The organism is Pelagibius sp. (genome assembly GCF_028281305.1).
Classification (GTDB): domain Bacteria; phylum Pseudomonadota; class Alphaproteobacteria; order Kiloniellales; family Kiloniellaceae; genus Pelagibius.
On sequence record NZ_JANQKD010000120.1, the window covers coordinates 72,200 to 95,318 of the forward strand.

Genomic DNA, 23,119 nt, shown 5'->3' on the forward strand with positions numbered 1-23,119 from the left:
GGCCTCGCCCCAAGGTAGAATCCTTCACGGCGCGCCGCGTCAGGAACCAAAAATGTCACAAAATCCCCCTCCCACCGCCGGCCCGATCACGGCCCCCCGCTTGAGGGATTGGCTCGCCGGCACGGTGTTGCCGTTTTGGGAAACCACGGGCTTTGACAGCCGGCATGGCGCTTTTTTCGAGAAGCTGGACCTCGACGGAACCGTCAGTTCCGAGGATTACACACGCCTGCGGGTCCAGGCCCGCCAGATTTATGTCTACGCGCATGCAGGCGTTCTGGGCCTCAGCACCGATGGACTCGCGCGGGCGCATGACGCCTTCGACTTTCTCCGGCGCCATGCCTGGGACGCGCAGCACGGCGGCTGGTTTCACAGGCTGCGGCGGGACGGGCAGCCGCTCGACCGCACCAGGGATTTCTACGACCACGCCTTCATGCTTCTGGCTCTCGCCTGGCTCTACAGGGCGAGCGGCGAGGGTGAGGTCCTGCAGGCGGTGCGAAAAACCACTGCTTTTCTCGACGAGAACCTGCGCCTCGAACGCGGCGGTACCTTCGACGGTTACGCCGAGCAGCGGGGCGAAGAGGCATCGCAGATGCCGACGCGCAGGCGACAGAACCCGCACATGCATCTGTTTGAAGCGCTGCTGGCGCTTCACGAGGCAACCGGCGATGCGGAGTGGATCGAACGGGCGGCCTCCATTCGCGGCCTTTTCGATGCGCACTTCTTTTCCGCGGAAAACGGTCAGCTTGCCGAGTTCTTCGATGCGGACTGGCGGGAGATGCCGGTCGATGGACGCTTCATCCGCGAACCGGGCCATCATTTCGAGTGGGTCTGGTTGCTGCACCGCTATGGCCAACTGAGCGGCGACGACGGCGTGCTGCCGGCCATGGAAGGGCTTTTCGGCTGGGCCTGGGCGCAGGGAATCGACCGCCGTGCCGAGGGCATCTTCGGCGCCTACGACGCCGTCGATCCGGAGGGACAGGTGCTCCAGGGCGGCAGCAAGCGCCTCTGGCCGCAGACCGAAGCCCTGAAGGCCTGCCTGGCGCTTGCCGAACGCAGCGGCCATCCGGCGGCCGCGGCCGGTATCGCCCCTTTGCTGCAGTCCTTCTTCACCCACTTCGTCGGGCTCGACCATGCGCTGTGGCAGGACCAGTTCGACGGCGCGGGCGCGATGATCGCAAAGGCGGTGCCCGCCAGCAGTCTCTACCACCTTTTTCTCGCCATCGCCGAGGTTCTGCGCGTCTGGCCGAGCCTGCCGGCTCAGCGCGGCGCGCCCTAACCCTCGAGCCGTGCGAGCGTGTCCTTGACGGTTGCGGCCGTGCCGCGCTTGAGAACGCCGTCCAATGCGGCGCTCACCGCCGCCGCGAAACGCGGATCGCCGGCAAGCCCGGGGTCGAAGACGTCGGTGATCTTCAGGAAGCCGGCAACGATCTCTGCAGCATTACCCTCGCCGCTTGCAAAGGTCTCTGCAAGCAGTGGCGCCAGGGGATCGCGGACCTCGATACCCTGACCTTGTTCGTCGCGGCCGCCGGTGTAGCGCATCCAGCCGGCCAGGGCGAGCGCCAGCACATCGATCGATGCGTCTGCCTGCAACCTATCGCGTGCCGTGCCTAACAGGCGCTGCGGCAACTTCTGGCTGCCGTCCATGGCGATCTGCCAGGTGCGGTGCTGCAGGCCCGGGTTGGCGAAGCGGGCGATGAGGTCGGTTTTGTAGCCCTCCAGATCTGCGTCCGGCGGCATGGCCAGGGTTGGCCCCGCCTCACGGTCCATGAAGATCTGCGCAAGTCTGCGCAGCGACTCGTCGGCCATGGTTGCGGCGATGGTCTTGTGGCCGCTGAGATAGCCGAGGTAGGCGAGCAGGGAATGGCTGCCGTTGAGCAGGCGCAGCTTCATTTCCTCATAAGGTGCAACGTCGTCCACCAGTTGCGCGCCGGACTCCTCCCAGCGCGGCCGCCCCAAGGCGAAACGGTCCTCAATCACCCACTGCCGGAAAGGCTCGCAGATCACCGCACCCTCGTCACGCAGGCCGAGACGCGCGGCGATGCGGTCGCGGTCGGCATCCGTCGTTGCCGGGACGATGCGGTCGATCATGGTGGCGGGGAAGGGCACCTCCGTTTCGATCCAGCGCGCCAGCACCGGGTCGTTGGCCTCCGCCAATTCCAGCAGCAGGCTGCGCAGGGTCGCCCCGTTGTGCGGCAGGTTATCGCAGCTGAGCGGCGTGAAGGGTGTCAGGCCGGCTGCATGGCGGCGGCGCAGGCCGGCCAGGAGAAAACCCAGGGCGGACTTCGGTCGCTCCGGCTGCTGCAGGTCGTGGCGGATATCCGGATGGTCGTGTTGCAGAGCGCCGCTTGCCGGGTCGTGGCAGTAGCCCTTTTCGGTGACGGTCAGGGATACGATGCGGGTCTCCGGCGCGGCCAGACGCGCCACCAGCGCCGCCGGGTCTTCCGGGGCGACCAGCACCTCCTGCACCGCGCCGATGACGCGCAGGTCCTCGCCGTTCGGGCCGGAGACCGCCTCGGTGTAGAGGCCGTCCTGGGGCGCCAGCTCGTCGTGCACCGCAGGGCTGCGCAGGCTGGCCCCGCAGATCGCCCAGCCGTGCTCCCCCGCCGCCAGCCGCTCGTCGCAGTAGACCGCCTGGTGGGCACGGTGAAACGCACCGATACCCAGATGCACGATCCCGACTGTACAGGCGGCGCGGTCGTAGCCGGGGCGCGGGATCTCGGCAGGCAGGTTCTTCAGCGTCGCCTCGTTCAGCCGTCTCATTGCGCCACCAGGTTCGGCAGGGTCATGGAGACGGCCGGGATGTAGGTCACCAGCACCAGGGCGACCAGGAGTGCGAGGTAGAAGGGCCAGATCGTGCGCACCGTCTCCTCGATGCGGATCTTGGCGACCGCGCAGCCGACGAAGAGCACCGAGCCCACCGGCGGCGTCACCAGGCCGATGCCCAGGTTGATCATCAGCACGATGCCGAACTGCACGGGGTCCATGCCCAGTTGCTGGACCACCGGCAGAAAGATCGGCGTGGTGATCACGATCAGCGGCGACATGTCCATGAAGGTGCCCAGGAACAGCAGGATGATGTTGATGATCAGCAGGATCACCAGGGGATTCTGGGAAATCGCCTGCAGCAGGTCGAAGAGCTGCGCCGGAACCTGGTTCAGCGCCAGCAGCCAGCCGAAGGCGGCGGCGCTGCCGATCACCAGCAGCACCATGGCGGTGGTCCTGACTGCCCCCAGGGTCGCCTTCACGAAGGCCTCCCAGGTCAGGCTGCGATAGCCGATCAGGGTGACGACGATGGCGTAGATCACGGCGATGGCGGAGGACTCGGTGGCGGTGAAGATGCCGGTCAGCACGCCGCCGATGATGATGATCGCTACCAGCAGCCCCGGCAGGGCAACGGCGAAGGTGGTGAGGATCACTGCCAGCGTCTGGCGCGGCTCCGCCGGGTAGCCGCGGCGCCGGGCGACCACGTAGGCGGCCACCATCAGGCAGAGGCCGGTCAGGATACCCGGCACCATGCCGGCCAGGAACAGCGAAGAGACCGAGACCGTGCCGCCGGCGGCGATGGAATAGATGATCATGTTGTGGCTGGGCGGCACCGTCAGGCCGATGGTGGCCGAGGTGACGGTGACGTTCACCGCGTAGTCGGGGTCGTAGCCCTTGCGGCGCATCATCGGAATCAGGGTCGAGCCCAGCGCCGAGGCGTCGGCGACGGCGGAGCCGGAGATTCCGCCGAACAGCATGGAGGCCAGCACGTTGACCAGGCCGAGGCCGCCACGGATATGGCCGATGGCGGCGTTGGCGAGGCGCACGAGGCGGTCGGCGATACCGCCGTGCAGCATCAGCTCGCCGGCGTAGATGAAAAAGGGAATCGCCATCAGGGCAAAGACATTGATGCCGGCGGAGAGACGCTGGAAGACCACCACCGGCGGCAGGTCCATGTAGACCACTGTCGCCAAGGAGGCGATGGCCAGCGTGAAGGCGATGGGCACGCCCAGCAGCAGCAGCACCAGGAAGGTGCCGAAGAGAACGATCAGGGTCATGCTTCGGGGGTTTCCCGTCCGGCAAGGTCGTTCAGGATATGCTCCAGGCTGAACAGGATGATCAGCACCCCCGCGATGGGAAAGGGCAGGTAGGAGATGCCTGTGGGAATGCCCAGCGAAGGGATGCTGTGGGTCCAGGTCGACTGCGTGATCTGCAGACCGTAGACAGTCATGAAGAGACCGAAGCCGCCGATGCAGAGATTGACCGCCACGTCCACCGCGCGGCGGGGGCCGGGCGGCAGGGCATCCTTGAAGAACACGAGGCCCAGGTGGAAACGTTCGCGCACGCCCACCGCCGCCCCGAACATCACGTAGTAGAGCATCAGGAAGAGCGACAGCCGTTCCGACCAGTGGGGCGTGTCGTTCAGCACGTAGCGGCCCCAGACCTGCCAGCCGATGACCGCTGTCATCACGATGAGACCAAGGGCGCTGAACCAGAGGCAGAGGCGCGAGAGGCCCGCGGTGGCTACCGCCAGCCTGTCGAGAAGGGTTCTGCCGGATACGGCGTCCATCGATCCCCCAAGAACAACCCGAAAGAAAAAGGTGGCCGGCGGCTTCGGTGCCTTGCCGCCGGCCCAGTGGGAAGGCTACGCCCGCAAGGGGCGCCCTGCCTAGATCACTCTCACAGGGTCGCCTTACTCGACGGCCTGGATCCGCTGCACCATGTCGGCCAGTTCCGGCGTGCTGGCGAAGCGCTCGTAGACCGGCTGCATGGCGTCGATGAAGGGCTGCTTGTCGATCTCCTCGACCACTTCGTTGCCGGCGGCCATGACCTTGCTCTTGGAGGCGGCGACCCGCTCGTTCCACAGGCGGCGCATCTCCGGCACCGACAGCGCCGCGGCCTTGCGCACCAACTGCTGGTCGCCGGCGCTCAGCTTGTCCCAGGACGCCTTGGACATCACCAGCACCTCCGGCGAGAGCGAATGCTGGTCCAGGGTATAGTGCTTGGCGACCTCGAAGTGGCGTGTCGACTCGTAGGACGGCCAGTTGTTCTCGGCGCCGTCGATGACGCCGGTCTTCAGGGCCTCGTAAACCTGGCCGAATTCCATCGGCGTCGCGTTGGCGCCCAATGCTCCGATCATGGAGACGAAGAGGTCGGAGTTCTGCACCCGGATCTTCATGCCCTTCATGTCGGCCGGCGATGTGATCGGCCGCTGTGTGTTGTAGAAGGAGCGGGCGCCGGAGTCGTAGTAGGCCAGACCGACAAGACCGTGCTGCTCCATGGCGGCCAGAATCTCCTGGCCGATCTCGCCGTCCATCACCTTGTGCATGTGGTCGATGGAGCGGAAGATGTAGGGCAGCGAGGGGATCGCGGTTTCCGGCACGATGTTGTTGAGGGGTGCGAGGTTTACCCGGTTGATGTCGATGGCGCCGAGGATGGTCTGCTCGATGGTGTCCTTTTCCTCGCCGAGCTGGCGTCCCGGAAACATCTTGATGGAGAGGCGGCCGTTGGTCCAACCGGACAGCAGCTCGCCCATGTACTCCACAGCCTCGACGGTGGGATAGCCGTCGGCGTGGGTGTCCGCGGCGCGCAGCTCCTGCGCGGCGGCGGGCGCAGCCAGGCTGAAGGCCAGGGCCAGTCCGGTACCGGCGGTTACCGTTTTCACGAATCTCATTCTTTCCTCCCTTTCACTTTGTTGTTTCGGCCCTGCAGCGTTTCGCCCAGGGGGCCGGTTAACTGAGACTCACAACTTGTAGGCCTGCTTCACCAGGCGGTAGGTAAGGTCCTGGGCAACCTCCAGCGCCTCGTCCTCGTCCAGGCGGTGGGTGCAGACCAGCTCGGCCAGGTAGGCGCAGTCGACGCGGCGGGCGACGTCGTGGCGCGCCGGGATCGAGAGAAAGGCGCGGGTGTCGTCGTTGAAGCCGACAGTGTTGTAGAAGCCCGCCGTCTCGGTCAGCGCGCGGCGGTAGCGCAGCATGCCCTCCGGGCTATCGTAGAACCACCAGGCCGGACCGACCTTGAGCACCGGGTAGTGACCGGCCAGCGGCGCCAGTTCGCGGCTGTAGCTGGTCTCGTCCAGGGTGAAGAGGATGATGGAGAGGCCGCGCTCGTTGCCGAAGCGGTCGAGCAGGGGTTTCAGCGCCTGCACGTAGTCGGTGCGCGCCGGAATGTCCGCCCCCTTGTCGCGCCCGAAGCGTTCGAACAGGCGGGCATTGTGGTTGCGGAAGGAGCCGGGGTGGATCTGCATCACCAGCCCGTCGTCCAGGCTCATGCGCGCCATCTCCGTCAGCATCTGGGCGCGGAAGAGTTCGTGCTCGGCAGCGCTGCCTTCGCCGGTCAGCACCTTGGCGAAGAGGTCCCGGCAGGCGCCGGCGTCCAGGTCCGCCGTTGCGGCGCTCGGGTGGCCGTGATCGGTCGAGGTGGCGCCCATCTCCGCGAAGAACGCGCGGCGCTCGCGCAGGGCTGCCAGATAACCCTCCCAGGTCAGGCAGTCCTCGCCGGTGAGCTCCGCCAGGTCGTCCAGGTTGACGCGGAAGCCTTCGAAATCCGGGTCCACCACCGGGTCCGGCCTGAAGGCGGTGATGACCTTGCCGGCCCAGTTGCTGGCGCGGATCGCCTGGTGGTGGGCGAGATCGTCCAGCGGCGATTCCGTGGTCGCCAGCACTTCGATGTTGAAGCGGTCGAAGAGGGCGCGCGGACGCGTGTCGTCGTCGCGCAGACGCTCTGACAGGCGGTCGTAGATGCGATCCGCGCTCTCTGGCGTCAGTTTCTCCTCGATGCCCAGCACGACGGAAAGCGCGTGGTCGAACCACAGCCGCGACGGCGTGCCGCGGAAGAGGTGATAGTGCTCGGCGAAGCGGCGCCAGATCCTGCGACCGTCGGTTTCCACCGGCCCGCCGTCGCTGCGCGGCACGCCGAGATCCTCCAGCGCCACGCCCTGGCTGTAGAGCATGCGGAAGAGGTAGTGGTCGGGGATGATGAAGAGTTCGGCCGGGTCGCCGAAGGGGGCATCCTCGGCGAACCAGGCCGGGTCGGTGTGGCCGTGCGGCGAGACGATCGGCAGATCCTTGACCTCGGCATAGAGCCGCCGGGCGACAGTGCGCTGCGCCGGATCGGAGGGGAAGAGCCGGTCTTCGTGAAGCTGCAGGGGCTGACCCATGGCCGTACGACTCTCCTTCGTCTCTATTCGCTCAACAGCAGGCTGGCGACGCGATCCAGGTGATCCTGCATGGCCCGGCGCGCGCCGTCGGGGTCTTTAGCGCGCACCTGTTCCAGGATGACCCGGTGCTCGCCCGCGGCGCGTTTGGCGTTGCGCGGCAGTTGCGCGCGGTCGCTGATCGCCGCGAACATCGGCCGGCGCATGCCTTCCCAAAGCTGCTGGACGATGGATTCCATCACCGAGTTGCGCGTCGCCGCCGCCAGGCGCATGTGGAACAGCAGGTCGCCGTCCTCCTGGTTGGAGATCACCTGGGTGCCGGCCTGGATGTCCCGCTCCATCTTGGCGATGGCCTCTTCCAGGCCGGCCAGCTCGGCCGTACCGGCCATGGTCGCGGCCATGGCCGCCGTCTCGCCTTCGATGATCCGCCGGGCGGAGATCAGGTCGAAAGGGCTCGGCCCGGTGTCCAGGTCCGACTGCAGCCAGAGGGAGTGCAGGCCGTTGGCGCTGGCCACGTAGGTGCCGGCGCCGGGGCGGATCTCGACGATGTTGGAAAGCTCCAGCGCGATCATCGCCTCGCGCACCACCGGGCGGCTGACGCCCAGGGTGCCGGCCAGGTCGCGTTCCGGCGGCAGCCGTTCGCCCAGGCCCCACTCGCCCTGGCGGATCAATTCGGCCAGTTGGGCGGCGACCTGCTGATAGAGTCGCTGCGGCTCTATGGCGCGAAGCGGCATGGCCTCCCTCTTTGCATCCCGCCGAACCGCGTGGGTTCGGCTGTCCCGGTCTCTTGCGGACCGCTGGCGTCACTATGGCAGAGCGCGGTCAGGGGGTAAAGTGGCCTGACCAATTTGGTGGATGATCGGGACGGAGAGCCGGAGGAGACCTGGGCGTCCGGGGCGGCAGCCCCTTGACAGAGGAGAGCGGATCGCTATTTAGTTAGGAGTCCAAACAATAGAGGCTGCCATGAGCCGGAACCCTTTCGACAAGGAACGCGCGATCCTCGATCAGAAGATCGGGACGGGCCTCAGCAAGCTGGGCCAGGCGATCCGCAGCCAGGCCTGGAAAGGGGCAGGCAGCCAGGGCCTGACCCCGACCCAGGGCCAGGCGCTCGCGGCGCTGGCTGCTGCGCCGGGCAACGCGGGGCTGCGTCTCGCCGAGGTGGCCGAGGCGCTGGGCGTGACCCGGCCGACCGCCAGCGAGGCCGTGACCGCCCTGGTGCGCAAAGGCCTGGTGGTGAAGCAGCCGGACCCGACCGACAGTCGTGCTGTCGCCCTCAGCCTGACGGAGGCGGGACGCGCGCAGGCCGGCAAGGCTGCGCTCTGGCCCGACTTTCTGCATGCCGCCGTCGAGAGTCTCGAGCCGGCCGAGCGGCAGGTCTTCTATCGCGCGCTGATCAAGATGATCCGCAGCCTGCAGCAGCGCGGGCAGATCCCGGTCTCGCAGATGTGCGTCACCTGCCGCTACTTCCGGCCGGGCGTGCATGACGACCCCGAACGTCCGCACCACTGCGCCTTTGTCGATGCCGCTTTCGGTGAGCCGGAGCTGCGCCTCGACTGTCCCGATCACGTCGCCGCCGAAGCCGCGCTCCAGGACGAGAACTGGAGCCGTTTTCTGGAGCAGGTCGTTCCCCCCTTGAACGACCCCCAGAGCAGCCCGTAGAGCAAAAGGAGAGTCCCCATGTCCGCTTTGAAAGCGGGGATCGCCGCGCTGGCGATGTCCCTGAACGTCACCGCTTTGTCTGCCGTCAGCCTGCCCGCCGCCGCGGCGGAGAGCGTTCCCGGATACACGTTTGGCAGTGCCGATTTGCCGCGCTCGCCGGTCAGCCTGGAGGACCTCGACCTCCTGAAGCAGACCCTGCTGTTCACTGACGAGGATACGGCGCACCTGAACCTCGCCGGCGAGGTCCTGGCGGATCAGATCGAGGACGTCCTGGATGTCTGGTACGGCTATGTCGGCGCCAATCCCCATCTCATCTACTACTTCACCAACAAGGCCAGCGGCCAACCCGACATGGAATACCTCGGCCGCGTGCGCCAGCGCTTCGCCCAGTGGATCCGCGACACCACCGCGGCCGACTACGACCAGGCCTGGCTCGATTACCAGCACGAGATCGGCCGCCGCCATCACCGCATCGGCAAGAACGAGGTGGATGCCGCGCCTTCTGTCGACCACATCCACTTCCGCTATCTGGTCGCCTTCATCTACCCGATCTCGGCAACCGTGAAGCCCTTCCTCGCCAACAAGGGCCACGATGCCGAGACGGTGGAGAAGATGCACGCCGCCTGGACCAAAGCCGTGGTGCTGCAGACCATCCTCTGGAGCCACCCCTACATCCGCGAAGGGGACTTCTGATGGCGCCCGTGGAAACGGCTGCACCGGCGGAGAGCAATGCGGGGGCGCCACCCCCGCCTCTTTTGCCGGACTGGTCGGTGGAGCCCTGGTTCAATACGCCGCGGCCGCTCGGCCTCGCCGACTTCCGTGGCAGGGTGGTCATGCTGCACAGCTTCCAGATGCTCTGCCCCGGCTGCGTCGCCCAGGCTCTGCCGCAGGCCCAGACGGTGCAGGACGAACTGGCCGGCGACGCCCTCGCCGTGGTCGGCCTGCACACGGTCTTCGAGCATCACGATGCCATGGGACCGCCGGCCCTGGCGGCCTTTATCCATGAGTACCGGCTCACCTTTCCCATCGGCGTCGACCGCCCCCAAAAGGACAGTCCACTGCCCGAGACCATGTCCCGTTACGGCCTGCGGGGCACCCCCAGCCTCTTGCTGGTGGACCGCCATGGCCGTTTGCGGCACCATCACTTCGGCCGGCTGGCGGATCTGCACCTGGGCGTGCTCCTCAGCCGGCTGATTGCAGAAGACCCAAACCAGAACGAACCAGACCAGAACGGCCCAAGACGTATCGACCCACTGTCGCCGCAGACAGCGAAGTCGTCGGATTCGGTTCCGGGATCCGCCGGCTGTGACACGGGAGTCTGTCCTTTATGACCAAGCTGGCGCTCGCCATTCGGCATGTTCACTTCGAAGATCTCGGATCGTTCCGCCCGGCGCTGGAAACGCTGGGCTACCGCATCGGTTACCGGGAGGCGGGGCTCGACTCCTTTGCCGATCCCGCGCTGATGGACGCCGACTTGCTGGTCGTGCTGGGCGGGCCCATCGGTGCCTACGAGGAAGCGTCCTATCCCTTTCTCAGCGACGAGATCGCGGTCATCGAAAGGCGCCTGGCCGAGCGCCGCCCGATCATCGGCATCTGCCTGGGTGCCCAGCTCATGGCCCGGGCTCTGGGTGCCCGGGTCTATCCCGGCGGCGTGAAGGAGATCGGCTACGGCCGGTTGACCTATACCCTGGAGGGCGAGCAGGTGCTGGCCCCGGTGGCGGAGGCCGGGGCCGCCGTCCTCCACTGGCATGGCGACACCTTCGATCTCCCGACCGGCGCCGTGCGCCTGGCCTCCAACACGCACTACGAAAACCAGGCCTTCGCCCTGGGCGACTATGCGCTGGCCACCCAGTTCCATATCGAGGCGACGGCGGCGGGCCTGGAGCGCTGGTTCATCGGCCACACCCTGGAGATCGCCACGACCGAGGGCGTCGATGTGCCGGCCCTGCGCGCCCAGGCCGCCCAGGAGGGCCCGGCGCTGGAATCGGCCGCGGGCGAAACCCTGAAGCAATGGCTGCGGGTCGGCGCGCCGGTCTGACCAGCCACTAGGGGCGCTGCAGGGCCTCGTTCAGGATCCTGGTGATCCGGCCGTGGCCGACGATCCAGTTGGCTTCCTGCCCCTTTTGGCTTCCTGCACTGTGAAGCGGAACCCCACATACAGGCGGCCCTCCTGGTACTGCGGGGCCAGGAAGGACATCCGGGTCGTCACGGTTTCGCCTGGAAGGACCTCTTTGACCCCCGGAAAGACATGCAGGGCGTCGGTCAGCGTGCCGTCCAGCCCGAAGTTATGGGTCGTCCGGTAGCCTGACCGGCAGGGCTGGCTCTTGCCGCCTTCTTCTGTCGCGAGAAACCGCACTTCCGCTTCGATATCCGGATCCGGGGTGCGCAAGGCCTTGGATTTCCTCAGTTATGAGCTTTGGAGCATGCCATGGCGATGAGGCCGGGCGGAGCGTTTTCTTGCGCCACGGGCCTTGACTTCAGCCTCGCTTATCTTTAAATGATAATAATTCGCAATTAGAATAATTCTAAAGAAAGGATGAGCCATGACCCGGGATCTGGCAAAGACCGCCTCCTTCGCGGTTGTGCACTTCGCCGTCGGCTTCGGCGTGACCTACGCTTTGACGGGCTCGGTGGTGATTGCCACCGGCGTCGCGCTCATCGAGCCGGCGGTGAACACGGTGGCGTTCTTCTTTCACGAGCGCGCCTGGGAGCGATGGGGCCGCCGCCCGGCCGCCCGCGCTGGGACCACAGTCTCTGGGACTGTCGCGGCAGCGGCCTAGAGCGGATCCGGCAAACCCGGCGACGCCGTTCCAACACCGGCAAACAGAGCGGACCTGCGTGGTCAGAGGGAAGCGCAAGCTGCCTCCCTCCGGCCACGATCCGCGCTAGCGCAGGCTCGAGAGGTTTGCGATCAGGGCTTGGTTCGAGCGCTCGATCTCGTCGGCGATCTTGTGCGCCATGTCCTTGTCGTGACTGCAGCAGGCAACGGCCGCCTCGCCGGACTGCTGCGCGGTTTCCCGCATCGCGTCGGCCATGGCGGCTTCGATGACCTCGGAAAGAGCCGCCTTCTGCTCTTCCGACAGCTCGGCGCCCAGAACCTTGCGCGCGGCCTGCACGGCTTCCTGTGAACGGTCCTTCAGATTCATGCCCGACCTCTTCTCCCAAAAGAAGTGTTCAGCGACCCTGGGAGGTGTTGTGCCACAGAACCCTGCGCAAGGCGACCGTCGGAAGGGCCGTGTCCTTAGAGGGCGGCCCTCTCACAGGACTGCCAGGGGCTCCAGGGAGAAACGCTCGGCGAGCCCGGCGAAGACCTGCCAGTTGTGGGCGTCGAGCGGGATGCCGCGGGCGCTGCGTTCGTCCTCGACCGCCCATTCCCGATCTCCGGCCGCCATCACGCTCTCGCCTTCCAGACTCGGCTGGTTGCGCAGTGCGTCCAGATAGGCGGCCATGCGTTCCTGGTAGTCCGCAGAGGGCAGAAAGACCTCGGGCTTGAGGGCGAGGAAGAACTGGCCCATGTCCCGCGGCTTCGACCAGTCGGACTCGATCATGCTGGGGATCTCGTGGCTGAGGCGCATGCCGGTGAGGGCGGCGGAGAGGATTTCCACCAGGCCGGCGAGGCCTGCACCCTTGTAGCCGTAGGTGCTGCCGCCCAACGGCAGCAGGGCGGTTGCCGCTTCGGAATCCTGGGTGACCTTGCCCTCAGCATCGACCGCCACCTCGGCCGGCAGCCGCTGGCCGAGCGCGCGGAACTGCAGCACCCGATTGAAGGGGATCGACGAGGTCGCCATGTCCAGCAGGTAGGGACGCTGACCCGCAACAGGCGCCGCCAGGCTGATCGGATTGGTGCCGTGAAACTTGGCCTGGCCGCTGTGGGCGAAGACGGCGGAGTCGCTGTTGCAGACGCAAAGTCCCAGGCAACCGGCTTCCGCCGCGGCCAGGCTGTAAGCGCCGGCGGCGCCGAAGTGCGAGGAGTTCAGAACCGAAACGGCGCCGACGCCGGCGTCTTCGGCCAGGCGCACGGCCTCCTCCATGGCGCGGTAGCCGGCGAAGTGGCCGAGCGCGTTGTCGGCATCCAGCACGCCGACGGCGGCGGCGCGCTTGTCGAAGCGCATCTGCGGGCGGCCCTTTACCCGTCCGCCCTCCAACACCTTCACGTAGTGCGGCAGCAGCCGCACGCCGTGGCTGTCGACCCCGCGGAGGGAGGCGCCGACCAGCGCGCGCACCGCGGCATCGGCCGAGGGCGCGTCGGCTCCGGCGCCGCGCAACACAGCGCCGACGAAGCTCTCCAGCGCTGCCGCCGCGACGCGGTGAGACGCCGTCAGGTCCTGCTGAGACTGCTCCGCCACCGTGTTGTCCAGGGTCGTGTCCGGAGCCTCACTCACATCACCGCTCCGATCTGCCAGGGAATGAACTCGGCATCGCCGAAGCCAAGCGCTTCGGACTTGGAGGGGGTGCCGCTGGCCACCGCCAGGATGCGCTCGAAGATCTGCTGGCCGACCTCCGCCACCGTCGCCTCGCCGTCGGCGATGCCGCCGCAGTTGATGTCCATGTCCTCCTCCATGCGCCGGTACATGGCGCTGTTGGTGGCCAGTTTGATGGAGGGCGAAGGCTTGAAGCCGAAGACCGAGCCGCGCCCGGTGGTGAAGCAGACCACGTTGGCGCCAGAGGCCACCTGGCCGGTCACAGAGCAAGGGTCGTAGCCCGGGCTGTCCATAAAGGCGAAGCCCTTGGCGGTCACCGCTTCGGCATACTTGTAGACGCCGGTCAGGTTGGTGGTGCCGCCCTTGGCCGCGGCCCCCAGGGACTTTTCCAGGATGGTGGTGAGGCCGCCGGCCTTGTTGCCGGGGGAGGGATTGTTGTTCATCTCCCCGCCGTTGCGCTTGGTGTAGTCCTCCCACCAGCGGATGCGCTCGATCAGCTTTTCGCCAACCGCGCGGTCGACGGCGCGGCGGGTCAGCAGATGTTCGGCGCCATAGATCTCCGGCGTTTCGCTGAGAATTGCCGTGCCGCCATGGCGCACCAGCAGGTCCGCCGCCGCGCCGAGGGCCGGGTTGGCGGTGATGCCGGAGTAGCCGTCCGAGCCGCCGCACTGCAGGGCGAGGGTCAGTTCGCTGGCCGGCACCGTCTCGCGGCGCGCGGCGTTGGCGGCGGGCAGCATGGCCGTGATGCGCGCGATGGCCTCGTCCACCGTGCGCCTTGTGCCGCCGCTCTGCTGAATGGTGAGGGTCTGGAAGTTTTCGCCCTGCGTCAGCCCGTAAGCGTCCAGCAGGAAGGGGATCTGGTTCACCTCGCAACCGAGACCCACCATCAGCACCCCGGCGAAGTTGGGGTGGCGCGCATAGCCCCAGAGCGTACGCTGCAGCGCCTCGTAGCCGTCGCCGCTGTCGGCCATGCCGCAGCCGGTGGAGTGCACGAAGGCGGCGACCCCGTCGACGTTCGGATAGTCGTCCAGGATGCCGGTCTTGTTGAAGGCCTCGGCAATGTAGCGCGCCACGGTCGCCGAGCAGTTCACCGACGTGAGGATGCCGATGTAGTTGCGCGTGCCCGCGCGCCCGTCGGCGCGGCGGTAGCCCTGGAAGGTTGCGCGCTGATCCTCGGGGAAGAAGTCGGTCGCCTTGGCCGCCTCGCAGAAGGCGTAGTCGCGCTCGAAATCGCCCATGGAGCAGTTGTGCACATGCACGTGCTCGCCGGCTGCGATCGGCTTGGCGGCAAAGCCGATGACCTGATCGTACTTCACAATCGCCGCGCCCTTTTCGATGGCGCGGACGGCAAGCTTATGCCCGGTGGGGATGCGGTTGATGGTGGTGACACCTTCGCCCGGCACCTCCGTGCGCTCCAGGATGTCGGCGCGGCTCACCACCACGTTGTCCTTGGGGCTGAGCCGGATGGTCAGGCCGGCTGCCTGTCCTCTGGCGGTCTCGCCGCCGTGGTCCGGTGCTGTCATGGCTTTGACTCTGTGTCCTGTGTGTTTCGGTTTCTAGCGCCCGACCGCCCGCTGGCCGCGGCGGCGCTCTTCATCGTCGACCTCGCCGGCAAACTCCGCCTCGGAGATCCGCAGGAGGTCGTCGGCGACGCGGCAGAGGTGGGCGTCCATGGTTTCCCTTGCGAGAACCGGATCGCCCGCCCGCAGGGCCTCCAGCACGCGCAGGTGGTCGTCCAGCGAGGCCGGGCGGACCTGGGCGGCGCGCACCCGTTCGTGCAGCTTGGCCCAAAGCGGCGAGGCTTCGCGCAGGTCCCACAGCAGTTCCACCATCTTGATCAACGCGTTGTTGCGGGTTGCCCGCGCGATGGCGACATGAAAGCGCCGGTCGCCGTTTTCCGTTTGGAAGCCCGAGCGGTGCTCCTCCGCCATCAGGTTCAGGCTCGCCTCCAGGGCGTCGAAATCGCTCTTCTGAATCTGCTGGGCGGCAAGGTAGGCGACCTGACCTTCGATCAGCCGCCGTGCTTCGATCAGTTCGAAGGGGCCGAGACCGAGATCGGGAATGGAGTCGCCTCCATCAGACCCTGCAGCGGTCGCCGGGGCCGCCCCGCTGCGCCGGGTGGCGACGACGAACACGCCCGAACCGACCCGCACCTCGACAAGGCCGGAAAGCTCCAGCGCGATCATGGCCTCGCGGACCGTCGCCCGGCTCACGCCAAGCTGCCGCGCCAGGTCGCGCTCCGCCGGCAGGCGTTCCCCGATTGGAAACTCTCCGCTGGCGATCAGCTTCGCAAGCTGCTCGAAGACCTGCTGGAACAGGCGCTTGGTCTGAATCGCCTCGACCGGCATGACGCTGGGCTTTCCTCCTTTATCGGCGCCAGGCTGCGATGACTCCCGCTGCTGGCCCGAAGGCTACAGGGTTCCTGGCGCCGATGCGCGCTGATTCCCTCTGGTCACAAGGTGCAAAGGAATGGTAGGAAGGTCAAGCTATCAGGTGGTCAGACCAATTTATAGCACCCCGCACATCCCCAGGATGTGACGGCTTAACAAAGAACCATCGGGAGGAAACGATGCGGACTTCGTGGAAGTCATCAGCTCTGGTTGTTGCCGCTGCCGTTGCTGCGGCAACCGTCCTTGGCAGCCCTTCGGGCCCCGCCGCGGCGGCCCAGACCTTCAAGTGGGCCCATGTCTATGAAACCGGCTCGCCCTATCACAAGTGGGCCGAGTGGGCCGCCGAGGAGATGAAGAAGCGCTCCGACGGCCGCTACGAGATCGAGGTCTTCCCGGCGTCCTCGCTGGGTAAGGAGGTCGACATCAATGAAGGTCTGACGCTCGGCACCGTCGATATCATCTATACCGGCCAGCTCTTCGCGGGCCGTTCCTACGGCCCGATCGCCATCGGCGGATCGCCTTACATGTTCCGCGATTACGCGCACTGGGCGGCCTACCGCGACAGTGACCTGTTTCAGGAGATGGTCACCGGCTACCGCGACAGCACCGGTAACGAGGTCATCACCCTGACCTACTACGGGCAGCGCCACGTGACCTCGAACAAGGAGATCAAGGCGCCGGCCGACATGAACAACCTGAAGATCCGCGTGCCCAACGCGCCGCTCTACAAGATGTTCCCCGAAGCCGTCGGCGCCAACCCGACGCCGATCGCCTTTGCGGAGGTCTACCTGGCGCTGCAGCAGGGCGTGGTGGACGCGCAGGAGAATCCGCTGCCGACCATTCAGTTCAAGAAGTTCTACGAGGTCCAGGACTACATCACGCTCACCGGCCACATCACCGATGCGCTGATGACCATCGTGTCCGGGTCGACCTGGAACGGCCTTTCCGACGACGACAAGGCGATGCTGAACGGTGTTCTGAGGGAAGCCGCGCAGGGGGCCACCGACGAGATTATCGAGGCGGAGCAGACCCTGGTGGCCTGGTTCCGTGACCAGGGCAAGACGGTCAACGAGGTCGACCGCGCTGCCTTCCGCGCAGCGGTGGTGCCGCTGCACAACGGGCCGGCGGCAACCTGGGATCAGACGACCTACGACAAGCTCCAGGCCATCCAGTAGCCGGCCCGGGCCCGAGCGCTGCATGCCCGAGCAAGATAACCGGGAGGGACGAAGGGAGGCGCCGTCGGCGCCTCCCGCCCCGCCGTCGGCCAAAGACCCTCTGTCCGAAGAGGGCGACAAGGCCATCGACCTGAGCGACATCAGGCCGGAGGACGGGCTCGTTCTCGTGATCTTCTGGGTGCTGGCGGGGGTCGTCTTTCTGCAGTTCTTCTCCCGCTACGTCCTGAACGATTCCATCGGCTGGACGGAGGAGATCGCGCGCTACCTTCTGATCGGAGTCACCTTCGTCGGGGCCGGCCTTGCAGTGCGCAAGAACAGCCACATCGCGGTGGAGTTCTTCTATCGCTACCTGCCCGGCGCATGGGGACGGGCCGTCTCGACCTTTGTCGACGTTCTGCGGGTCGTCTTCTTTGCCGCTTGCGCCTGGATCACCGTCAAGCTGGCGCTCAGAACCAACCAGAAAATGGCGTCCATCGAGTTGGGCAAGGACGTCGTCTACTGGGTGGTTTTCGTCGCCTTCCTGGCGATGACCTTTTACGCAGTGCGCGTGGCCTGGCGTCACTGGCGCCAGGGCTATTCCGCGCTGACGCGGCCCGGCGAGCGCCAGATGATCGATTGACCCCATGATCGATTGACCCCGTGATCGATTGACCAGGCGATCGATTGACCAGATGACCGTTTGACCGGGACCTCTTTGCGATGCTGATGGCGCTTCTTTTCATCATGGTCTTCGTGCTGCTGGTGCTCGGGGTGCCGATCGCCATTGCGCTGGCCTTTTCGTCGCTGGTCTTCATCCTGCTGTCGGGCCAGGTGCCCGATCTGGTGGTGATCCACCGCATGGTGAACGGCGTCGACTCTTTTCCCCTGCTGGCGGTGCCCTTTTTCATCCTGGCCGGCAACCTGATGAACACTGCCGGCATCACCAACCGCATCTTTGATTTCGCCAAGGCCTGCGTCGGCTGGATGCGCGGCGGGCTGGGCCACGTCAACGTCGGCGCCAGCGTGGTCTTTGCCGGCATGTCCGGCGCGGCGGTGGCCGACGCCGGCGGGCTCGGCACCATCGAGATCAAAGCGATGCGCGATGCCGGCTACGATGCGGACTTCGCCGTCGGCGTGACCGCGGCCTCCTCGACCATCGGGCCGATCATTCCGCCCTCGCTGCCGATGGTGATCTACGGCGTCGTCGCCTCGGCCTCGATCGGCCAGCTCTTCGCCGCCGGGTTCATTCCCGGGCTGCTGATGGCCGCCGCGTTGATGGTCATGGTCGCCTGGTACGCACGCAGGCGGAACTATCCGCGCGATGCCCGCTTCGCCTGGGGCCTGCTGCTCGGCAGCCTGCGCCGCGCCTTCCTCTCGCTGCTGACGCCGGTGATCATTGTCGGCGGCATCCTGGGCGGCGTCTTCACCCCGACGGAGGCGGCCATTGCCGCGTCGGCCTATGCCCTGCTGCTCGGCCTGGTGGTTTACCGCACCCTGACGATCCGCCGCCTGCTGCGGGTCAGCTTCGACACCATCGAGACCACGGCCATCGTCATGTTTATCGTTGCCGCAGCCTCGATCTTCGCCTGGATCCTCACCAGCAACCGGGTGACCGAACTCTTCGCCGACCTCATCCTGCAGGTAACGGAGAACCCGATTCTGATCCTGCTGATGATCAACATCATCCTGCTGATTGTCGGCTGCTTCATGGAGACCATCGCCGCCATCACCATTCTGGTGCCGGTGCTGCTGCCGATCGTCGTCAAGCTCGGCATCGATCCCGTGCACTTCGGCGTGGTGATGGTGCTGAACCTGATGATCGGCCTGCTGACGCCCCCGGTCGGCATGGTGATCTACGTGCTTTCGCGGGTTTCCGGCGTGCCTTTCGAGCGCTGCGTCGCCTCCACCGTGCCCTTTCTCGTCCCGCTCGTCGCCGTCCTGCTGCTGATCACCTTCGTGCCGGGCATCTCCATGTTCCTGCCGACCCTGATCTATCGTTGAGCCGGGGCGCTTGCTAGAGCGGATCATGTTTGGACGGAAACACTTTGGGTCTCCGTCCAAACATGTGAATCCGCTCTATTTCAAAGTGTTGGAGCAGATTCACCGGCTTGATGGATCGCCTGCCGCGATTCCATCAAACGCGGATCTGCTCTAGGCTGAGGCCCATGCGAGCGATGGTTCTGCGGACAAAGGCGGCCGGGCACCTGGAGGCGGCGGAACTGGATGTTCCCGATCCCGGGCCGGGACAGATCCGCCTAAAGGTCGGGGCCTGCGGTGTCTGCCGCACCGACCTGCATGTCGTCGACGGCGAACTGCCGGAGCCCAAGCTGCCGATCGTTCTCGGCCATGAAATCGTCGGGATTGTCGAGGCGTTGGGGACGGGTGTCGAGACCTTCGAAGTCGGACAGCGGGTCGGCGTGCCCTGGCTCGGCTTTTCCTGCGGCGTCTGCGATTACTGCGTGACGGGGCGGGAGAACCTCTGCGGCGAAGCACGCTATACCGGCTATCAGATCGACGGCGGCTATGCCGAGCACTGCCTGGCCGACGCACGCTATGCCTTCGCCCTGCCGGAAGGTTACAGCGATTCCGAGGCGGCGCCGCTGCTCTGCGCCGGCCTGATCGGTCACCGCGCCTATCGCATGGCGGGGGAGGCGAGGCGCCTCGGCGTCTACGGCTTCGGCGCCGCCGCCCACATCATGATCCAGGTCGCACTCTGGGAGGAGCGGGAAGTCTTCGCCTTCACCCGCCCCGGCGACGAAGAGGCCCAGGCCTTCGCCCGCGGCCTCGGCGCCGTCTGGGCCGGTGCCTCCGGCGAGGCGCCGCCCGAGGAACTCGACGCCGCCATCCTCTTCGCGCCGGTCGGCGCCCTGGTGCCGGAAGCGCTGAGACGCACCGCGCGCGGCGGCACCGTGGTCTGCGCGGGCATTCACATGAGCGACATCCCCAGCTTCCCCTATCGCATCCTCTGGGAGGAGCGGACGCTGCGCTCCGTCGCCAATCTGACGCGCCGGGATGCCGAGGAGTTTCTCGCCCTCGCGCCCAGGGTGCCGGTCAGGACCCACACCCGCGACTATCCCCTCGCCGAGGCCAACCGGGCGCTGGACGACCTGCGCGCCGGGCGGCTTCAGGGCGCCGCCGTCTTGCGGCCCTGAACGCGGTTCATCGAGTCAGGTAGCCAACCACCGCCGCGGTCAGTTCGTCTTCGACCTTTTGGGCATCCACCGCCGGTCCCTGCCCGAGAACGGCGGCATGGCAGCAGGACTCCACCATGTTCAGGATGATGAAGGCGGCGGTGTCGAAATCCGTCACCGTCACTTCAGGGCGGTGGCTCATCAGCCAGCCGCGGATCTGGGCGTGAATGCCGTTGAGCAGCGTTTTGCGGGTCTCCGGGTTGACCGAGGCCGGCACGGTTTCCGAGAGCGTGCGGTGCAGGTCCGGGTCCAGCAGGTGGGAGTCCAGGCTGGCCCGAATCAGCAGCCGGGTGGCGACCGCCAACGGTTGCCCGGCGGCCTCGGCGAAGGCGGCGGCCATGACCGCGCTGAGGTCGGCATGGTGGCGCCGCTGTACGGCGGCGACGATGGCGTCCTTGTTGGGGAAGTACTGGTAGAGGGAGCCGACGCTGGTGCCGGCCCGCTCGGCGATGCGGTTGGTGCTGGCCGCGGCATAGCCCTCTTCCGCCAGCACTTTCCAGGTCGCCTCGACGATGGCATCCACCATCGCGCGGGAGCGTTCCTGGCGTGGTTGGCGCCGCACCTTGGCCGGGCGGCAGACCCCGGTTTGACGTGAGGATTTGCTCATATTGACGGCAGGTTAGCCCGCTTCCGCGGCGCCGTCGACCGCGCTGGGCCGTGCAAAACGCGAGTAGCGCATCCCGGAGGGTCTGCTACTAGCCCCCTGAAAATGCTTATATAAAGCGGCTTTCGTGGCGTCTCGGCGCCCGCGCGGTCCGGTTCTGCTGCACTGCGGAATGCGAGTTTCCAGAACGTAAGCTCTTACTCACACTACTACCGAAATCGCCGCCGGCACCGGCCCGCGGCACGATCGGCTCTCAAGGGGCCGATCCGCTCTCAAGTGGAAAATTGAAGAGGAGTTTCTGGAACGTGCAGCAGCACCATGCGCCTTTCCGTCTTTTGCTGCCGGCCCTTGCCGGCGGTGCCATGCTGTTTCCCGCCGCAACCCTGGCCCAGGATGGCCAGCCTGAAGACAGCGACGGCGGGGTGAGCGGTTTCATCGCGCTCGGCCCCGCCCTCTCGCCGGAGTACGAGGGCGCCTCCGACTACGAGGCCGTGCCGCTCATCATCAGCCGGATCGAGGGCTACGGGCTGGGTCTGGAGATCGACGGCCTCGATGCCCGTCTCAACCTGCGCAACCGGCCGGGGCTGCAGTTCGGCCCCTCCTTCACCTATCGTCCGGGACGCGACGACGTGAGCAGCAATGCCGTCGACCGCCTGTCGGAGATCGACGACGCCATCGAGCTGGGCGGCTTTCTGCGCTACCAGTTCGTCGAGGTCCTGCGGCCGCAGGACGAACTGGAACTTGGCATCGAGGTCCTGGCCGATGTCACCGGCACCCATGACGGCCTGACCGTCGGTCTCGGCGGCGGCTATGCAACCTTCTTCGCGGAGCGCTGGCGCTTCGGTTTCGATGCCGGCCTCACCTTCGCCAGCGACGACTATGCCGAGACCTACTTTGGAATCGACGGGGCCGACTCCGCCCGCAGCGGTCTCTCGGCCTTCGACGCCGAAGGCGGCCTGAAGGACGTCGTGGCGGAGGTTTCGCTCGGCTACGCGATCTCAGAACGCTGGGGCGTCGTCGGCCGTCTCGAATACACGCGCCTCGTCGGCGATGCCGCCGACAGTCCGGTCGTCGATGACGAGGGCTCGCCGGATCAGGTCTTCGCCGGCCTCGCTGTTTCTTTCTCCTTTTGATGCCGAGCGGGCTGACACCAAACGGGAGTCCATCATGACCATCAGCAAGAAACGCTGCGCTCTTCTGGTTTCGGCGGTGATCGTCACTGCGGTCTATGCCGGTTACTTCCTGGTCTGTGCATCGCCGTCCGGGCCAATCGAGGCGGCGGAGGTCGGCCCGCAGCCCGCCGGGTCGATCGCACCCTTCGAGGAGGCACTGACCTTCGCCCGGCTGGGCGCCGCCGGGGGGTCCGAAACGCTGCTGCTGGTGACCGGCGAGGCCGAGGACGCGGTGGTCGGCATCGATCTCGCGCCGCTGCTGGACGGGCAGGCCGGCGATGCCTTCGACGCCATCCGCAGGCTCGGCCGCCCGGCGCTGGTCGAACTGGCCCGCAACCCGGCGGGCATGGCCCGGCGCTACGGCTTCGAACAACTGATGCCGGCGGCGCAGGGGGAAGACCATATCGCCTTCGGCACCAACTTCGCCGACCATGGCGAGGAGGTGAACAACGAAGGCGTCTTCGCCTTTCCGAAGTTCGCCCGCCCGACGGCTGCCCTTGGCGCCTTTGGCGTCGATGCCGAGGCCGGGCTCTTCGACTACGAGGTCGAACTTTGCATGCGCTTCGACCGCGACATTCGCAGCATCGGTGACTTCGATGCCGCCCTGAAAGGGGTCTTTCTCTGCGGCGACTTTACCGACCGCGCGGCCCTGCTGCGCAACCTTCCCGATGAAGACCAACTGAGCGGCCTCGGCTTCAGCGACGCGAAAAGCGGCCAGGGCCGCATGCCGACCGGGCCCTACCTGGTGGTGCCCGAAGACTGGCGCCGCTTTGTCGCGGAGGAGGCGATCGCCACCGTCCGGAACGGCACGCCCATGCAGTCCAGCTCCGGTGCGGAGATGATCCTCGATTTTCGCCAGATGGCCGGCTTCGTGTTGGAGGCCGGCGATGCCGCACGCTGGGTGTTCGAGGGCCGCCCCGTGCCCCTGACCGCCGACGGTGTGATCCGCGAGGGTACGGTGCTGCTGTCCGGCACCCCGGCGGGCATCCTGTTCCGTCCGCCGACGGAGCGGGAGATCGGCTGCGGGGCGGTTGCCTATGTCTGCCTTGCCGGTTTCCTCTCCGTCGCCTCGCCGCGCGACTATGTGATCGAGCGCGCCATCGAGCGGGACCTGGAAAGCCGGCGCTTCCTGCAGCCGGGCGACCGGGTGGAACACAGCAGCAGCCGGCTCGGGCGGATTGCCATCGCCATGATCGCCGCGCCCCGCGAATAGCCGCAGCCAATCCCAAGCCTGCGCGGGCTGCCGGCCCGGCCCCTCCCTTCCCCGGGGGCCGGCCCGGCGCATTTTTCGCCATTCCCGTCAGCATCTCATCCTGACACACTTCCAGGTGGCAATCGGCGATGCCGCAAGGTGACCGAATTTGACACAAGGTCCGGTGCTTCACGTATA

At 66.7% G+C, this 23,119-nt stretch carries 24 protein-coding genes; 12 read left to right on the forward strand and 12 right to left on the reverse strand.

The features are described 5' to 3' along the window. The first annotated feature begins 52 nt into the window (after nt 1-52). On the forward strand, nt 53-1,276 hold the full coding sequence (locus tag Q0982_RS22390) for an AGE family epimerase/isomerase (RefSeq protein WP_299399957.1): 1,224 nt from the start codon (nt 53-55) through the stop codon (nt 1,274-1,276). Here the strand turns inward: Q0982_RS22390 and Q0982_RS22395 are convergent. The 6 genes from Q0982_RS22395 to Q0982_RS22420 all read right to left on the reverse strand — a co-directional run bounded on the left by Q0982_RS22395 (nt 1,273) and on the right by Q0982_RS22420 (nt 7,872). After that, nucleotides 1,273-2,760, reverse strand: coding sequence for a mannitol dehydrogenase family protein (locus tag Q0982_RS22395; protein ID WP_299399959.1), 1,488 nt, complete (start codon nt 2,758-2,760; stop codon nt 1,273-1,275). The genes Q0982_RS22390 and Q0982_RS22395 overlap by 4 nt on opposite strands. Then, nucleotides 2,757-4,040, reverse strand: coding sequence for a TRAP transporter large permease (locus Q0982_RS22400; protein WP_299399961.1), 1,284 nt, complete (start codon nt 4,038-4,040; stop codon nt 2,757-2,759). Before Q0982_RS22400 ends, Q0982_RS22395 begins: the two co-directional genes overlap by 4 nt. Further along, complete coding sequence (locus Q0982_RS22405) at nt 4,037-4,552, reverse strand: TRAP transporter small permease (RefSeq protein WP_299399963.1); 516 nt, start codon at nt 4,550-4,552, stop codon at nt 4,037-4,039. The genes Q0982_RS22400 and Q0982_RS22405 overlap by 4 nt, the downstream gene beginning before the upstream one ends. Before the next feature lie 123 nt (nt 4,553-4,675). Next, the gene (locus Q0982_RS22410; protein ID WP_299399965.1) at nt 4,676-5,656 is read right to left on the reverse strand and encodes a TRAP transporter substrate-binding protein; all 981 of its coding nucleotides are present in this window, start codon (nt 5,654-5,656) and stop codon (nt 4,676-4,678) included. Between the two features lie 69 nt (nt 5,657-5,725). Further along, a complete protein-coding gene (uxaC, locus tag Q0982_RS22415; protein WP_299399967.1) occupies nt 5,726-7,141 on the reverse strand; it encodes a glucuronate isomerase in 1,416 nt (471 codons plus the stop codon). Between the two features lie 23 nt (nt 7,142-7,164). Beyond that, a complete protein-coding gene (locus Q0982_RS22420) occupies nt 7,165-7,872 on the reverse strand; it encodes a FadR/GntR family transcriptional regulator (protein ID WP_299399970.1) in 708 nt (235 codons plus the stop codon). Nucleotides 7,873-8,101: 229 nt separating this feature from the next. Here Q0982_RS22420 and Q0982_RS22425 point away from each other — a divergent pair, with 229 nt between their 5' ends. The 4 genes from Q0982_RS22425 to Q0982_RS22440 are packed head-to-tail and all read left to right on the forward strand — an operon-like array spanning nt 8,102 to nt 10,835. Beyond that, complete coding sequence (locus Q0982_RS22425; protein ID WP_299399971.1) at nt 8,102-8,797, forward strand: MarR family winged helix-turn-helix transcriptional regulator; 696 nt, start codon at nt 8,102-8,104, stop codon at nt 8,795-8,797. A gap of 18 nt (nt 8,798-8,815) precedes the next feature. Continuing rightward, the gene (locus tag Q0982_RS22430; protein ID WP_299399974.1) at nt 8,816-9,490 is read left to right on the forward strand and encodes a protoglobin domain-containing protein; all 675 of its coding nucleotides are present in this window, start codon (nt 8,816-8,818) and stop codon (nt 9,488-9,490) included. After that, on the forward strand, nt 9,490-10,128 hold the full coding sequence (locus Q0982_RS22435) for a TlpA disulfide reductase family protein (protein ID WP_299399976.1): 639 nt from the start codon (nt 9,490-9,492) through the stop codon (nt 10,126-10,128). Before Q0982_RS22430 ends, Q0982_RS22435 begins: the two co-directional genes overlap by 1 nt. Then, nucleotides 10,125-10,835 carry a glutamine amidotransferase gene (locus tag Q0982_RS22440; RefSeq protein WP_299399978.1) on the forward strand — a complete coding sequence of 237 codons (711 nt, stop codon included), beginning with the start codon at nt 10,125-10,127 and terminating at the stop codon, nt 10,833-10,835. Before Q0982_RS22435 ends, Q0982_RS22440 begins: the two co-directional genes overlap by 4 nt. A 30-nt stretch (nt 10,836-10,865) precedes the next feature. Here Q0982_RS22440 and Q0982_RS22445 read toward each other — a convergent pair whose 3' ends face one another. Continuing rightward, complete coding sequence (locus Q0982_RS22445) at nt 10,866-11,186, reverse strand: hypothetical protein (protein ID WP_299399980.1); 321 nt, start codon at nt 11,184-11,186, stop codon at nt 10,866-10,868. A 154-nt stretch (nt 11,187-11,340) separates the two neighbouring features. Here Q0982_RS22445 and Q0982_RS22450 point away from each other — a divergent pair, with 154 nt between their 5' ends. Next, nucleotides 11,341-11,577 (forward strand): DUF2061 domain-containing protein, encoded by a 237-nt coding sequence (locus tag Q0982_RS22450; RefSeq protein WP_299399982.1) that lies wholly within the window; start codon nt 11,341-11,343, stop codon nt 11,575-11,577. A 105-nt stretch (nt 11,578-11,682) separates the two neighbouring features. On the opposite strand, the gene Q0982_RS22455 is transcribed toward Q0982_RS22450, so the two are convergent. The 4 genes from Q0982_RS22455 to Q0982_RS22470 all read right to left on the reverse strand — a co-directional run bounded on the left by Q0982_RS22455 (nt 11,683) and on the right by Q0982_RS22470 (nt 15,566). Beyond that, nucleotides 11,683-11,943 (reverse strand): hypothetical protein, encoded by a 261-nt coding sequence (locus Q0982_RS22455; RefSeq protein WP_299399984.1) that lies wholly within the window; start codon nt 11,941-11,943, stop codon nt 11,683-11,685. Nucleotides 11,944-12,054: 111 nt separating this feature from the next. Further along, nucleotides 12,055-13,179 carry an Ldh family oxidoreductase gene (locus Q0982_RS22460; RefSeq protein ID WP_299399986.1) on the reverse strand — a complete coding sequence of 375 codons (1,125 nt, stop codon included), beginning with the start codon at nt 13,177-13,179 and terminating at the stop codon, nt 12,055-12,057. Next, a complete protein-coding gene (locus Q0982_RS22465) occupies nt 13,176-14,741 on the reverse strand; it encodes a UxaA family hydrolase (protein ID WP_299399988.1) in 1,566 nt (521 codons plus the stop codon). The genes Q0982_RS22460 and Q0982_RS22465 overlap by 4 nt, the downstream gene beginning before the upstream one ends. Before the next feature lie 33 nt (nt 14,742-14,774). Further along, nucleotides 14,775-15,566 carry a FadR/GntR family transcriptional regulator gene (locus tag Q0982_RS22470; protein ID WP_299399990.1) on the reverse strand — a complete coding sequence of 264 codons (792 nt, stop codon included), beginning with the start codon at nt 15,564-15,566 and terminating at the stop codon, nt 14,775-14,777. Between the two features lie 221 nt (nt 15,567-15,787). Between Q0982_RS22470 and Q0982_RS22475 the strand changes: the two genes are divergently transcribed. The 4 genes from Q0982_RS22475 (at nt 15,788) to Q0982_RS22490 (ending at nt 19,914) form a co-directional block, all read left to right on the forward strand. After that, nucleotides 15,788-16,783, forward strand: coding sequence for a sialic acid TRAP transporter substrate-binding protein SiaP (locus Q0982_RS22475; RefSeq protein ID WP_299399992.1), 996 nt, complete (start codon nt 15,788-15,790; stop codon nt 16,781-16,783). A 22-nt stretch (nt 16,784-16,805) separates the two neighbouring features. Beyond that, nucleotides 16,806-17,402: a TRAP transporter small permease gene (locus tag Q0982_RS22480; RefSeq protein WP_299399994.1), complete on the forward strand. Its 597-nt coding sequence runs from the start codon at nt 16,806-16,808 to the stop codon at nt 17,400-17,402. Between the two features lie 86 nt (nt 17,403-17,488). Then, nucleotides 17,489-18,763: a TRAP transporter large permease gene (locus tag Q0982_RS22485; RefSeq protein ID WP_322097090.1), complete on the forward strand. Its 1,275-nt coding sequence runs from the start codon at nt 17,489-17,491 to the stop codon at nt 18,761-18,763. Nucleotides 18,764-18,936: 173 nt separating this feature from the next. Then, complete coding sequence (locus tag Q0982_RS22490; protein WP_299400015.1) at nt 18,937-19,914, forward strand: zinc-dependent alcohol dehydrogenase family protein; 978 nt, start codon at nt 18,937-18,939, stop codon at nt 19,912-19,914. Nucleotides 19,915-19,921: 7 nt separating this feature from the next. Here the strand turns inward: Q0982_RS22490 and Q0982_RS22495 are convergent, their stop codons facing one another. Beyond that, a complete protein-coding gene (locus Q0982_RS22495) occupies nt 19,922-20,479 on the reverse strand; it encodes a TetR/AcrR family transcriptional regulator (RefSeq protein ID WP_299399999.1) in 558 nt (185 codons plus the stop codon). Nucleotides 20,480-20,862: 383 nt separating this feature from the next. Here Q0982_RS22495 and Q0982_RS22500 point away from each other — a divergent pair, with 383 nt between their 5' ends. Continuing rightward, nucleotides 20,863-21,690, forward strand: a complete 828-nt coding sequence (locus Q0982_RS22500; protein ID WP_299400001.1) for a MipA/OmpV family protein — start codon at nt 20,863-20,865, stop codon at nt 21,688-21,690. Between the two features lie 34 nt (nt 21,691-21,724). Continuing rightward, the gene (locus Q0982_RS22505) at nt 21,725-22,942 is read left to right on the forward strand and encodes a fumarylacetoacetate hydrolase family protein (protein WP_299400003.1); all 1,218 of its coding nucleotides are present in this window, start codon (nt 21,725-21,727) and stop codon (nt 22,940-22,942) included. The last annotated feature ends 177 nt before the right edge of the window (nt 22,943-23,119 follow it).